Here is a 13,531-nt window from a genome sequence, read left to right on the forward strand (position 1 = left end):
ATGCAACATATTATTAATTTTCTAATCAAGAATAAAAACTTTATTCTGTTTTTAGTGTTGCTATGTATTTCTTTGCTCTTTACGATTCAATCGCATTCCTATCATAGAAGTAAATTTATCAACTCTGCCAATTGGATTTCAGGTGGTATTTATGAAAAGGCAAATGGAATTTCTTCCTATTTCAACTTAGCATCTGAAAATGAAAAATTGGTTGAAGAAAATAGACAACTCAAAAATATTCTTTACAATAAAAAAGACAGTCTAAGTACTGTTCAATTTATTGATAGTACTTCCTATCCGACTAATTATTTGTTTCGCGCTGCAAGAATCACCAAAAACAGTTATTCCAATCCAAATAATACCTTACTCATCAACAAAGGAAGTAATGATAGCATTGCAACCGATATGGGCGTTGTAAACACTAAAGGAGTTATTGGTAGAATTGATCGCGTTGGCGGAAGTCATGCAACAGTTACAAGTATTTTAAGTTCTATCTCTAAAATAAACGCGCAACTAAAAAACACCAATCATTTTGGAACGCTTACTTGGGATGGAAAAAATCCAAACATTGTGCAATTGGAAGATATAGAGAAATTGGCAAAATTTACCGCAAATGATACTATTATCACAGGTGGAAACTCCACTTTATTTCCCAAAGGCATTCCTATTGGAATCGTAAAAGATTTTCAGTTAAACACTACTGAGAATCTATACAACATAAACGTGCAATTATTCAACGACATGACCAATTTAGAACATGTATACGTCATTGAAAACTTGCACAGAGAAGAAATTGATAATTTATTAGCTCCTAAAAATTAAATGGGTTCAGTTATTTTCTGGAATAGTGTCCGATTTATAGTCGCTGTATTAGCGCAAGTATTGGTATGCAATCATATCGATTTCTTGGGCTACATAAATCCGTTGGTATATATTTACTTTATCTTTCTATTTCCGTTGAACGCAAACAGAAGTTTATTTTTAGTCATCGCCTTTTTATTAGGTCTTACAGTAGATATGTTTTCAGATACAGGTGGTGCCAATGCTGCTGCTTGCTTAATTATTGCCTTTATCCGACCGTTTGTATTGCGCTTTGCTTTTGGAATAAGTTATGAGCATCAATCTGTAAAGCTTGAAAATACAGCATTTGGACAACGTATGATGTATATTCTTATCTTAACGGTAATTCATCACTTCTTCTTTTTTCTATTAGAAATTTTTAACATTTCTTCGATACTTATAATTCTAAGAAATACCGCATTCTTTAGTATCTTTACTATTCTAATCATCACACTATCAATAACTTTATTTAGTCGAAAAAATTCATGAGGAAACTTTTGTTATACCTTATTATTATTTCTGTTGGACTTATCTACACAGGGCGCCTCTCATATTTGCAATTATTTAACGATGTCGAAGTTGCAACCAATTACTTGAATGATAGTGCCATCAAAAAAGAATATACGTATCCGCAACGAGGTTATGTATATGACCGAAACGGAACATTACTGGTAGCAAACCAACCTTCGTATGATGTCATGATTATTCCGCGCGAAGTGAAAGCCCTAGATACTTTAGAGTTTTGTAAATTTTTACGCATTACCAAAGAAGATTTTAAAAAACGTTTCAAAAAATCTATCAAGCATTCTTGGCGAGCTCCATCTGTATTTGTAGCGCAACTAGCAAAGAAGGATTATGCCTTTCTTCAAGAAAAAATGCACCATTACAAAGGATTCTTTATTCAAAAACGTTCTATTCGTAACTATCAAACCAATCATGGAGCCAATGTACTAGGTTTCATAAGTGAAGTTGACAATCGCGATTTAAAAAAGAATCCAGAGTACCAATCAGGAGAATTAATTGGTCGTACAGGAATTGAAAAGACCTATGAAAACGAATTACGTGGTACCAAAGGTGTCAAGCGTATTCAAAAAGATATTCATAGTAAAGTTATTGGCTCATATGAGAATGGACGTTATGATACACTTCCTGTAAACGGAAAAGACATCCAAATTACGATTGATAGCAAATTACAAGCGTATGGCGAAGAGTTAATGGTAAACAAACGTGGCGGAATTGTCGCTATTGAACCTGCTACAGGAGAAATTTTAGCATTGGTATCTGCACCAACCTATAATCCAAATTTATTAGTAGGTCGTCAACGTTCAAAGAATTACAATGCTATGCATTACGATTCTATTCGAAAACCTATGTATGACAGAGGATTATTAGCGCAGTACGCACCTGGATCACCATTTAAAACATTAAATGCTCTAGTAGCGTTACAAGAAGGTGTAATTACACCGCAAACCACATATACTTGTCATCACGGTTATATTTACGGACGTAGTGGACGAAAAATGGGTTGTCACTGCGGAAGCGGAAAACGCAACGTAATTAACGGTGTAGCAAAATCATGCAATGCGTTTTTTGCGAATGCGTATCGTCAAATTATTAGTAAATACGACTCGCCAAAAGAAGGAATGAATGCATGGAGCAATCATATTAAAAGTTTTGGCTTGGGTGATTATTTTGGAAATGATTTATCTACAGGTCGTAAAGGAAGAATTCCGACAGGAGATTATTATACAAACAGTTACTTTAAGCATAATAAATGGCACGTATTAAATACCATTTCAAATGCTATTGGACAAGGACAAGTAGAATTAACACCAATTCAATTGGCAAATATGACGGCTGCAATTGCCAATAGAGGTCATTATTTTACGCCACATATTATCAAAAAAATTGACGGAAAACCTATTGAAGATCCACACTTTACAGAACCAAAACATACCACAATAGACAAACAACATTTTGAACCTGTAATACAAGGAATGCACGACGTATTTAGCATGAAAAAAGGTGGAACTGCACGAAATTTAAATGTTAAAGGCATTGAAATTTGTGGAAAAACAGGAACTGCCGAAAACTTCGTTAAAATTGACGGAAAACGTACACAGCTAACAGATCATTCTATTTTTATAGCCTTTGCGCCAAAAGAAAATCCTAAGATTGCCATTGCTGTATTTGTAGAAAACGGATATTACGGAGCGCGTTGGGCTGGAAAAATTTCTAGCTTAATGATTGAACAGTACATCAAAGGTGAAATTACTTTGAAAGCAATGGAAAAGTTGGTGTTAGAAAAGAGTTTGGAAGAAGAATATGCAAAACCACTAAGCGGAAAACCATTTACAATTAATGAGTAGAGAAGTAAAATTTGTCAAAAAAATAGATTGGCTTTCCATATTGTTTTACTTTTTATTAGTAGGAATTGGTTGGGTCAATATTTATTCAGCTTCAGTAACAGAAGGCGCTACAAGTATTTTAGACATGACTCAGTTGTACGGAAAACAACTGTTTTTTATTGGTACAAGTATTATCTTAATTATTCTTATTCTTTCGATAGAAGCCAAGTTTTATGAACGGTTTTCTAGTATTATTTATATTGCTGGATTGCTGAGTTTACTAGGTTTAATGGTTTTTGGTAAAAATATAAATGGCGCTACATCGTGGTATGCTATTGGAAGTTTTACACTGCAACCTTCAGAGTTTGCCAAAGTTGCCACTGTACTTGCATTGGCTAAATTTCTGAGTGATATTCAGACCAACATAAACAATCTTCAGCATCAATTAATTTCTTTTGCTATTATTTTAGTCCCACCAATGCTCATCATGCTACAACCCGATGCAGGAAGTGCGATGGTATATATGGCGTTCTTTTTTGTTTTGTATCGTGAAGGCTTGCCTCCTATTTATTTATTGATAGGTTTTTTACTTGTATTCTTATTTGTCATTACACTTAAAGTTGGTTATATATATACTATTATTGGAACTGCAGTCTTAGGACTTGCGTGTATTTTTATTTTCTTCAAAAAGAGATTGAAGCAACAGCGAAAAACAAGTTTAGCCTTAACATCATTAGTTGCTGCAATAGCATTTATCTTAGCTGTAAATTATATCTTTTACAATGTATTTCAGCAACATCACCGCGATCGTTTTACGTTGGTATTAGGACTTGAAAAAGATCCTGTAAAGCTTGAAAAAATTAGAAAAACCTTTGGTTTCAACACCATTCAATCAGAAATCGCGATTAGTTCTGGTGGCTTTTGGGGGAAAGGTTGGCTTAAAGGAACACGTACCAAAGGAGACTTTGTTCCTGAACAAGATACAGACTACATTTTTACTACAGTTGGTGAAGAATGGGGATTTATTGGTAGTACAGCAGTTATCTTTTTATTTGTGATGTTACTTTTACGAATATTACACCGAGCCGAACAGCAAAAAAATAAATTTAGTCGTGTATATGGCTATAGTGTCGCCGCGATTCTATTTTTCCACTTTGCCATTAATGTAGGTATGGTAATTGGTTTATTTCCTACGGTTGGAATTCCGCTGCCTTTCTTTAGTTATGGTGGTTCGGGACTTTGGGGATTCACTATTTTGCTTTTTATTTTTATTAAGCTGGATGCGAATCGAATTAATGAGTGGTAATACTTTTATTGATAATTCTTCTTTACAACCAATTAATTCCCAAAAAAACTAAAACTATAAAAATCAGTATCCTAAATTCTTTATTTTATAAATTGAACAGTACGAACTCTTAAAAAGACCTATTCATACTATAAACTTTCAAAATACTTTCTATCTTTAGCTTGCATTATGGCAAATTTTTAATTTCCCCTACCAAAATTAGAAACAACTAAATGGAACACATTATACTTTCTTTACTAACAAATAATAGTTATTTGTACATCAATCGTGAGTTGTTGAACCTACAATTATTATCACATCCTGAATATCCAAGTTTAAAATCGATTACCGATACGCTCGATTATTTCGAAGTTGAAAATTTAGCCGCTACAGTTCCAAAAGAAGCTTTGGAAAAAATGCCGTCTTCATTTTTGGCGTTGGTTAAAGGTGAACGTGGTGACGAAGTTGTTTTGGTTGAAAAGAAACGCGGCGGAATACAAATTGTAAATGCAGATGAAAAGAAAGAGAAAATTTCTGAAGCAATGTTTTCCGAACGTTGGACAGGAACTATTGTTGCTGTAGAAGAGCAAGAAAAAACCAGCAGTATACAATCTATTCAAGAAGCACTTCCCTACTTTATTGTAGCTGCGGTTGCTTCGGCAAATGTAATTTATAGTTTTAGCCTCGCGCACTTATTATATACAGCATTGACTTTAGTTGGCTTGTACATTAGTATATTAATCATTCGAGAAGATTTAGGCATTAAAAGCAAAGCTGTTGCCAAAGTTTGTGGCGCTATTTCTAAGAGTAGTACCTGTGGAGAAGTCATCAATACAAAAGGAAATAAAATCTTTGGAATTATTTCTTTGAGCGATGCTTCTTTTGTGTTTTTTGCAGGATTATTTTTAGTATTATCTTCTATCGGGTTTCATGACGGTACATTATTAATGATGTCTTTAGCAGGAATTCCTGTGGTCATTTATGCGTTATTCAGACAAGGTTTTGTATTGAAGCAATGGTGTGCATTATGTTTACTTATTGCTGGAATTTTAATATTACAAACTGCTTTATTACTTGTTACGTATAATTATTCGTGGTATATATACACGGCATATATTGTAAAGTCAATCAGCATTTTTGCACTCATTTATATTGCTTGGACTTTTTGCAAATCGTACTGGGAAAGTCATGAAAAATTGGCGACTACAGAAACTGATTTTTTAAAGTTTAAGCGAAACCCTGAATTGTTTAAAACAATGCTTAAGGAACAAAGTGTTATTAATCCTAACGTAATATCAGAACCATTACGTGTTGTTTTTGGAAACCCAAATGGTGCTATTAAACTACAAGGTGTTACCAATCCCTTATGTGGATATTGTACAGCTGCTTTTGAATCGTATGACAAATTGATCAGTACCTACGGAAATGATATTCAGTTAGAGTTTATTTTTAATGTTCCGCCTGACGAGAAAAATAAAAGTACACAAGTTGCTACCAAATTAGTTGATTTGTATTTGCTCGATCCAAAAAAATCGTATGCGGCACTTAAAGAATGGTTTGCCAATAGAGATGTAGAAATTTGGCAACAGAAATTTGGTCTTTCTGAAAACACCATGGCTATAGAAGTCATAGACACGCACAGAAAATGGTGCGATATTAACGATGTTCATTACACACCAGCAAGTATTTTAAACAATCAATTCTTCCCGAAATCGTATGAAATTAAGGATTTACCATTGTTTATTCAAGATATGATTTTGGATTCGCAAGAAGGTTCAGGCGAAGTCTCTTAAATTTTTTTTTGAACTTACGAATGTTTGAAGTGACATAAACGAGTTTGCGTGAAATATTTTTTTATTCAAAAATCATTTCAAAGACGAGATAGTGTTTGATTCCGAATTCTTTTCCCCAGTTTTCTATATCTTTTCCACTACTTTCTACAGCACACCAATACTTGTTACCATCTTTTTCATAGGGTAAAATATACGCTAGCAAATAAAAACTTTCTCCGTATTTAATTGCTGCCTCTGTGGTTTCTGCTATATTTCGAAGACTATAATCTTCCGATGGTATCGCATCAAATTTTTGTTTTTTAGAAAATTTAGGGAATTTAAACGTCATCTTTAACTTGTGATCATTTGTTAGTTTTGAAATGATTTTCAGATTAAAAACAGTATCATTTACCTTTTTAAGTTGATCGAATGGTGCTTCTTTGCTATCGACAATTGTACTTTCTGTTTTTAGCTTTCCGTCCCAAATTTCTTTTACAGTTAGTTTGTAACTTTTATCTATTAATTCTTTTCCTGTAAAACTAAGTTTTAAATATTCTATACCTTCAAATTTCAGAATATCTTGAATTTCAGAAGTTTTGATGGTATCATCAGAAGTGAGTTCTATTTGATTTTTTTGATCCGTTTGCGAAAAAGAAATCGCGGAGAATAACGCACATGCGATTGTAACAAAAAGTGATTTCATCAGGTTGGCTTTTAGATAGTTGTTAACTTCTACTTCAAACTTAACCTTATTTTTTCAATTTCAATTTACAAATGAGTTGATGGCGTTCTTTAATTCGTAAAGTAGCTTTTTCAATGAGTGAATGAAGTTTATCGAAAACTCCACTGTTTATAAGTTGTCATCGCTTCTAGCTTGTTTTCTTTTGCATCATCTAATGCTGGAAAGAAATCAATTCCTGTACGTTTTTCTAGTTCGTCTACCGAAACTACAAATTCGTATAATGGTTTATTAGAAGCTTTATGCGGCACTAAAAAAGCAATGATCTTTGTGTTTCCGTTAGCGTTATCCAATAAAACTTTATAAAAATACTTTGGCACCGCAACATCTTCACTTCCTATTGTTTTGAGGTTGTTTTCTAAAATTCCTCCTGTCACTACGTATACTCCATCATATTTCTTAGCCCAATAGCGTACTTTTTGTTCCAATCGGTTCCAAACACCTGCGTTAAATTCGTGCTCTTGCGGCGAAATATTACTCGTTAAAAATGTTTCTATAAACGCAGCTTTGGTATATTTTCTATCGGCAGCAGGACACAAATGTCCACGATCGTACCCAGATTTTTTGTAGTTTCTCCAATGTGCCGACTCTGTTTTCACAGCATCATCTTGTTCAAAGTATGGACGTTTGAAATCTGTATATACAACTTGATTCTTTTTCAACTCGTATGCAACCCATTCCGCTTGTTCAAAAGCTTCATGATATGACAATGAATATCCTTCATGATGCACTATTTGCCCTGTAGTTGAACTTGGTAAATAATAGTTATTTGTTAAGGTTTTTGGTTTGCTATCTGTTGTTTGCTTCTTGGTTCCGTGAACTTTTATTTTCGGATTGGAAGTAGTGACTTTAGGAGCTTCATTGTATTTTTCATACACGATGAATATCGCACCAATTAACAATGCTACTAAAGGATATATTTTATTTCTTTTCAAAAGGATCTTTTTTATACTTCCACAAATGTAATCATAAATGATAAAGCGCTACACTCACCAACGGAAAACATACACATAATTTAATTGGCATAGTATTTGAAAATACTATCGCATTAACCATAAAACTAACAAGATGAAAAAAAATGTTTTTATTGTAGCATTAGCAATTTTGGGAATGGTACAACTAGGATTTGCCTCAGGGCATACAGGAGGAAATGGACTCACCACAGCAGGAGATAAAGGAAACGAAATTGCAATAACAAAAGATACTGTTGGAGGTGCTGGAAATGGTCTTGTTTTAAAACATGGAGGTCGAAATGGTCTTGCAGAAGGCTCTAGGATTAACACTTGCATTTTGAAACATCGAGGAGGAAATGGTTTAGTTGATGAAGATAAATTGATACTGAGACATAAAGCTGGAAACGGTTTTGCAAAAGGACACAGAGTTGGAAATGGGTAAATACACCATTAAGAAATAAGGATATTGAAAAGCGAGCTTACGAGTTCGCTTTTTTTATTTAATTTTTCACACTCAAAGCATCTCGGAATGCATTTCCAATCAACATGAAAGCATTCACTAGACTCATAATGGTAAGTCCTGGAATAATTACTAAATACGATTTTCCAAGAATGGATATAACTGTAGTAATCTTTTATCATTGCGACCAACTTAGCGGTTGCGCTATGTGTTATGATTTATACAAATGAGTTTCTTTTCTTTTGGAGACAAGATATAGAAATCTACATTAGAGACTCCATAAGATTGGATACTTACCGCATAGGCATAGTAATTTCCTTTTTCAGACAGAATCTTTCGAATCAATTTATTTTCTTTAAGTTTATTGCTTTCTGGCAATGTTGATCTACTCCATATTGCAAAATCTACTATTTTATTCTCACTTTCTTTTATTGGACTCTTGCGCCATGTAACTTTTGTCCATGAGTCTCTATCACTCTTTGGGAATTCTGTAAAAAAGTCTGGCGAAGGAGTTAGAAAAGAATTAGCTACATCGTCACTAATATCGTATATATATATTGAATATCCATCACCGTTAAATGCTCTTTCGGAAGTGTTTTTAAAAGATGCTGTCACCCAAAATTGATTCCCAGTAAGTTCTTGTACATACAATCTATTGCTTATTGCCTCAGAACCTGGAAGCATTCTTGTTTGATAGGTAAGATAAATGAACATGATGGAAAACAGTGTGATGTTTAAGATTAATTTTAATCTTGTACGTTCATTCCTGTTTTTCCAAATTCTCTTACCCCACAGAAAAAAGATTCCTAGAATAATTAGTTTGAAAATCATTTGCTTTTAATATTCTTTATAATGTATTCGTGTACGATTTATGCTACTGAAAACGCGCAGAGTTTTCAAATGCAATATTGTAAAATATTTATTCTATTTTTTTCCAAATCTCACTACCGGGTTTCCTACCTGTTATCATTTCTAGAAGAGAGAGTAAATATTCATTAACATCAAGTCCACTTTGTTCTTGTATCTTTTTAAATGCTTTTACTACGGGAGGAAAAATAGACGTCAAGTCAATTTTCCATATATCGTCTTCTTTGTAAAAGTGCATATAAATAGGTGTTTTTTGTCCATTTACAACACATTGCCCTTTTGCGAAATTCCCGTCTATTTCTATGTATCCAATTGAATTATTTGCAACACTATTTTTTCCAACCATCCCTTTTTTTATGGCATATATCAGGAGCCCTTTTGCATCAAGTGAAAGTATTTCACTTTTGGTTGCTTGATGTTTAATCGAAAGTACCATTAGTTTATCCATCAAAGCGAGGTCATTTAGTTCTAGTGAATCTGCACCCTTCGTTTTTGCAAGCATTTCAGAATAATATTTTAGAGTTCTGCTATCCACATATTTAACAGCTTCTTCGCCTTTATCATTTAGAATTGCAGATTTGTAGTTTTCAAAACTCTTTAGGACTAGTTTTTCTTCTTTTTTTTGTGCCGAACAAGAATTCAGAACAAATACAAAAATCAGAAGGAATGAGAAATGCTTACTCATATTTTTTTTATTTTAATCTTTTATAAGATGTTTGTGTTGGTCAGGAACTAAGTTAGCGAATAAAATTACAACACAAGAAGATCAGAAAAGAAATCACGCTTTTTAGTTTTTTACATCCAAAGCATCTCGCAGTGCATTTCCAATCAACATAAATGCCATCACCAAACTCATAATAGCAAGTCCTGGAATAATAGCTAGATACGGTTTTCCTAGAATGATATAACTGTAATGATCTTTTATCATTGCACCCCAACTAGGCATTGGCGGTTGCGCTCCTATTCCTAAAAAACTCAATCCGCTTTCTATCAAAATGGCTGCTGCAAAGTTTGCTGCCGAAATTACAATAACTGGCGCCATAATATTTGGCAATATATGTTTGATGATGATTCTAAAATCATGATAACCCAATGCGCGAGCAGCTGTTACGTATTGCATTCGTTTTACACTCAATACTTGCCCACGAACAATTCTGGCGACCTCAACCCACATGGTGAGCCCAACGGCGACAAATACTTGCCAAAAGCCTTTTCCTAGCGTAAGCGTAATAGCAATTACTAGTAGTAAAGTTGGAATAGACCACGTTACGTTGATAATCCACATAATCACAGCATCTACTTTCCCTTCAAAATAACCTGCCAATGATCCTAATGTAATTCCAATTAACAGGGAAATAAACACAGCGACAAATCCTATAGTAAAGGAAATTCGCATTCCAATGAGCATTCTACTCAATACGTCTCTACCATATTTATCAGTTCCAAAATAAAACGTTTTTTGCTGAATAAACTGTGTTGGAATTTCGCTTGCTTGTGTCAAAGTTGGAAATGAATTGAGTGGAATTTCCTTTTCAATTCCTGCAACTGCATCATCTGTATATTCCGTGATAAAGAATTGATTGTTATCTATTCTATACTTTGTGATTGGAATTTCGGTAGCTGCATTCTCTTTCCCAAAGAAAAGTGTATTTATAAAACTTTCTTCTTTTTTTTCTGCGGAAGGAATTGTTAACATCTGCACAGAAAATCCAGGTTTTTTGGAATGAATTGACAAATGCATTTGATTTGCATTCCTTGTATCATCTGGCGTAAACACATAGGCAAAAATTACGATGAATGCACAGAGTACAATAAAACTAAAACTCAAAACGCCCCAAAAATTCTTTTTGAATTTCTGGAGCGCTAATTTTGTTAGTGAATTTGAGTTTTTACTCATTTATATCTTTTAAAGTCAACTACTTCGCAACAAATCCTTGAAGTATTTTGAAGGAGTAATTAAAAATATTTTAACGCAAGCCTTGAAGCATTAAAATCTCGATTATCGAGTTAACCTTTTACAACAGATCGTTTCTTCTTTTTGATGTTGTTTAGTTGAATATCTCCTAATACGTTAATTGCTTCTTCTACATAAACATCTTTCGATAAATCTTCATGCCAAGCTTGTCTTTTTCCTTGCAATGTAGAGTCCTTTTTCATTAGCAACTCTTCATACGGTAACGAAGTAAATACTAAACTTGTATCATAATCAGAAATCGCTTTGAAACGTTTTGCATACTCTTCATCCGCATCTGCTTCTTTTTTGTATTCTGCATAGTTTAAAGGATACACATTATCATCACGTCGTTTCTTAATCCACTTTGCATTTTCTTCAATCAACTTCAACTGTGCATTGTCCGACATACGTTCTTTACTCTTCTTGATGGTTTCTTCATAACCAATATAACCATCCCAAAGATCGTAAGAAGCTGGATCAATTTGATCCCAAGGTAATGGATTTTCTTGATCTTTTTCTCCTACATCGATAAAACTATATTTATCTACTACAACCACATCACTTTTTACACCTTCTAGTTGTGTTGATCCTCCATTGATTCTATAGAATTTTTGTGTTGTCAATTTTAACGCACCTACATTTCCATCGCCACCACGAACAAATCTGTTTAAGTCTACAATATTTTGAACCGTTCCTTTTCCGTACGTTTGTTTACTTCCAATAACAATGGCTCTTTTATAATCTTGCAATGCAGCTGCTAAAATTTCCGAAGCAGAAGCAGAAAGTTCGTTTACTAAAATTACCAACGGTCCATCCCACTGAATACGACTGTCTTCATCTTCTAATACTTCTTTTCCATCTACTGAACTTTTAACTTGTACAATAGGTCCATCTTTAATGAAGAATCCTGCCATATCAACTACAGTTTTCAACGATCCTCCACCATTATTTCTAAGATCTAATACCAAACCTTCCATACCTTGATCTTTCAAACGCTCAATTTCTTGTTTCACGTCGCTCGCAGCATTTCGTTTGTTATAATCTTCAAAATTTACGTAGAATTTAGGTAAGTTGATGATTCCGAAAGTACGCTGTCCTTTTTTCACTACAGCCGATTTTGCATAGGTTTCTTCAATCTCAACTAAATCTCTTTTGATGGTAATGATTTCGATAGAACCATCAACTTTTTTCATTGTTAAGCTTACTTTAGTCCCTTTTGGTCCTTTGATCAATTTGACAGCATCATCTAAACGCATTCCAACAATATCAACAGGTTCTTCACCTTCTTGAGCAACTTTTAAAATAACATCACCTGCTTCTATCTTTTTACTTCTCCAAGCTGGTCCACCAGAAATTACTTCAAATATTTTAGCACCTTCAGTACGTTTTTGTAAACGTGCACCAATACCTTCTAGTGTTCCTGACATGTTCATATCGAAACGATCTTTGTCTTGTGGTGCTAAGTATGAAGTATGCGGATCAAATTCTTCTACAATAGCATTGATGTAGATACTGAACCAATCTTTTCGTTCTAAATCGCTCATTAAATCAAAAAACTCAACATAGGTTTTTGCTGTAGATTCGCGCGATTCTTTTTCTAAAGCAGCAAACTCTTTTATTTTGTACGAAGCATCATCTTTCTTTTTATTTTTTTCAATTTCAAGTTTGATGTCGTAATTCGCAAGTGCAGAAAATTTCAATTCTTTTCTCCAACGTTCTTTCAATTCTGCAATATTTTTTGCAAAACCTAGTTTTTCATAATCCCTATCAATGTTTTCATTCTTTGTGAAGTCGAAAGGATTTTGCAGTAATTCCGCTTGAAACTTCTTAGATTCTTCCATACGTTGCATCAAACGATCGTACACCAAACTAAAGAATTTTACTCCTGGTTCTTTGATTTCGTCGTCAATTTTATCTTTGTATTCGCTAAACTCTTCTAGGTCAGAAGTTAAAAAGTAGCGTTTCATCGGGTCAACCGAATTGATAAAATCATTGTATACATTCTCTGAAAAATCATCATTAATATCTTGAGGATCAAAATGCCATCTACCTAGCACATAAGAAATTAAGTCAACTAATGTTTTATCTTTTTCTGGATCGTCAAAAGATTTTTTGGCAAAACCGCAGGACACCATCGCAAAGACTAACAGTATCACTAAATATATTTTATTCCTTCTCATAAAAGCTCTTATTTTCACACATTTATTTTTTATCATTCTCATAAATCAGCGTGTAGTTTAGGTTTCAATTTTCATACCATAAAGGTAATCACACTGATATCTTTAATTTTTTACTAAAATAAAGAAAAAAATA

General features: G+C 33.6%; 12 protein-coding genes and 1 pseudogene. 6 read left to right on the forward strand and 7 right to left on the reverse strand.

Going from position 1 to position 13,531, the window contains the following annotated elements; genetic code table 11:
- The 5 genes from mreC to ACRBBL_RS03295 all read left to right on the forward strand — a co-directional run bounded on the left by mreC (position 1) and on the right by ACRBBL_RS03295 (position 6,266).
- Positions 1–822 carry a rod shape-determining protein MreC gene (gene mreC, locus ACRBBL_RS03275; protein WP_431367613.1) on the forward strand — a complete coding sequence of 274 codons (822 nt, stop codon included), beginning with the start codon at positions 1–3 and terminating at the stop codon, positions 820–822.
- Positions 823–1,329 (forward strand): rod shape-determining protein MreD, encoded by a 507-nt coding sequence (locus tag ACRBBL_RS03280; protein ID WP_431367614.1) that lies wholly within the window; start codon positions 823–825, stop codon positions 1,327–1,329. It abuts the gene before it with no gap.
- Complete coding sequence (gene mrdA / locus ACRBBL_RS03285; RefSeq protein ID WP_431367615.1) at positions 1,326–3,209, forward strand: penicillin-binding protein 2; 1,884 nt, start codon at positions 1,326–1,328, stop codon at positions 3,207–3,209. Before ACRBBL_RS03280 ends, mrdA begins: the two co-directional genes overlap by 4 nt.
- Entirely contained in the window at positions 3,202–4,494 is a 1,293-nt protein-coding gene (gene rodA, locus ACRBBL_RS03290) for a rod shape-determining protein RodA (RefSeq protein ID WP_431367616.1), read from the forward strand. Before mrdA ends, rodA begins: the two co-directional genes overlap by 8 nt.
- A 212-nt stretch (positions 4,495–4,706) precedes the next feature.
- Entirely contained in the window at positions 4,707–6,266 is a 1,560-nt protein-coding gene (locus ACRBBL_RS03295) for a vitamin K epoxide reductase family protein (protein ID WP_431367617.1), read from the forward strand.
- A gap of 61 nt (positions 6,267–6,327) precedes the next feature.
- On the opposite strand, the gene ACRBBL_RS03300 is transcribed toward ACRBBL_RS03295, so the two are convergent.
- Positions 6,328–6,948 (reverse strand): hypothetical protein, encoded by a 621-nt coding sequence (locus ACRBBL_RS03300; RefSeq protein WP_431367618.1) that lies wholly within the window; start codon positions 6,946–6,948, stop codon positions 6,328–6,330.
- A gap of 128 nt (positions 6,949–7,076) precedes the next feature.
- The gene (locus tag ACRBBL_RS03305; protein ID WP_431367619.1) at positions 7,077–7,919 is read right to left on the reverse strand and encodes a DNA/RNA non-specific endonuclease; all 843 of its coding nucleotides are present in this window, start codon (positions 7,917–7,919) and stop codon (positions 7,077–7,079) included.
- Between the two features lie 133 nt (positions 7,920–8,052).
- Here ACRBBL_RS03305 and ACRBBL_RS03310 point away from each other — a divergent pair, with 133 nt between their 5' ends.
- Positions 8,053–8,379, forward strand: a complete 327-nt coding sequence (locus ACRBBL_RS03310) for a hypothetical protein (RefSeq protein WP_431367620.1) — start codon at positions 8,053–8,055, stop codon at positions 8,377–8,379.
- A 58-nt stretch (positions 8,380–8,437) separates the two neighbouring features.
- On the opposite strand, the pseudogene ACRBBL_RS03315 reads toward ACRBBL_RS03310, so the two are convergent.
- The 5 genes and pseudogenes from ACRBBL_RS03315 to ACRBBL_RS03335 all read right to left on the reverse strand — a co-directional run.
- Positions 8,438–8,582 (reverse strand): annotated as a pseudogene (locus tag ACRBBL_RS03315) (ABC transporter permease); the annotation flags it as partial.
- Positions 8,583–8,601: 19 nt separating this feature from the next.
- Positions 8,602–9,111: a hypothetical protein gene (locus ACRBBL_RS03320; RefSeq protein ID WP_431367621.1), complete on the reverse strand. Its 510-nt coding sequence runs from the start codon at positions 9,109–9,111 to the stop codon at positions 8,602–8,604.
- A gap of 205 nt (positions 9,112–9,316) precedes the next feature.
- On the reverse strand, positions 9,317–9,949 hold the full coding sequence (locus tag ACRBBL_RS03325; protein ID WP_431367622.1) for a hypothetical protein: 633 nt from the start codon (positions 9,947–9,949) through the stop codon (positions 9,317–9,319).
- A gap of 102 nt (positions 9,950–10,051) precedes the next feature.
- Positions 10,052–11,161: an ABC transporter permease gene (locus ACRBBL_RS03330; RefSeq protein WP_431367623.1), complete on the reverse strand. Its 1,110-nt coding sequence runs from the start codon at positions 11,159–11,161 to the stop codon at positions 10,052–10,054.
- Positions 11,162–11,271: 110 nt separating this feature from the next.
- Positions 11,272–13,398 (reverse strand): carboxy terminal-processing peptidase, encoded by a 2,127-nt coding sequence (locus ACRBBL_RS03335; RefSeq protein ID WP_431367624.1) that lies wholly within the window; start codon positions 13,396–13,398, stop codon positions 11,272–11,274.
- Between the last annotated feature and the right edge of the window lie 133 nt (positions 13,399–13,531).

Origin of the sequence: Kordia sp., assembly GCF_050633145.1 — a bacterium.
GTDB lineage: Bacteria > Bacteroidota > Bacteroidia > Flavobacteriales > Flavobacteriaceae > Kordia.

Coding starts and splice junctions, on each gene's coding strand:
- ACRBBL_RS03335 (WP_431367624.1), bottom strand. CDS start 13,398: ATGAGAAGGAATAAAATATATTTAGTGATACTGTTAGTCTTTGCGATG.
- ACRBBL_RS03310 (WP_431367620.1), top strand. CDS start 8,053: ATGAAAAAAAATGTTTTTATTGTAGCATTAGCAATTTTGGGAATGGTA.
- rodA (WP_431367616.1), top strand. CDS start 3,202: ATGAGTAGAGAAGTAAAATTTGTCAAAAAAATAGATTGGCTTTCCATA.
- ACRBBL_RS03300 (WP_431367618.1), bottom strand. CDS start 6,948: ATGAAATCACTTTTTGTTACAATCGCATGTGCGTTATTCTCCGCGATT.
- ACRBBL_RS03280 (WP_431367614.1), top strand. CDS start 823: ATGGGTTCAGTTATTTTCTGGAATAGTGTCCGATTTATAGTCGCTGTA.
- ACRBBL_RS03330 (WP_431367623.1), bottom strand. CDS start 11,161: ATGAGTAAAAACTCAAATTCACTAACAAAATTAGCGCTCCAGAAATTC.
- ACRBBL_RS03325 (WP_431367622.1), bottom strand. CDS start 9,949: ATGAGTAAGCATTTCTCATTCCTTCTGATTTTTGTATTTGTTCTGAAT.
- mreC (WP_431367613.1), top strand. CDS start 1: ATGCAACATATTATTAATTTTCTAATCAAGAATAAAAACTTTATTCTG.
- ACRBBL_RS03295 (WP_431367617.1), top strand. CDS start 4,707: ATGGAACACATTATACTTTCTTTACTAACAAATAATAGTTATTTGTAC.
- mrdA (WP_431367615.1), top strand. CDS start 1,326: ATGAGGAAACTTTTGTTATACCTTATTATTATTTCTGTTGGACTTATC.
- ACRBBL_RS03320 (WP_431367621.1), bottom strand. CDS start 9,111: ATGTTCATTTATCTTACCTATCAAACAAGAATGCTTCCAGGTTCTGAG.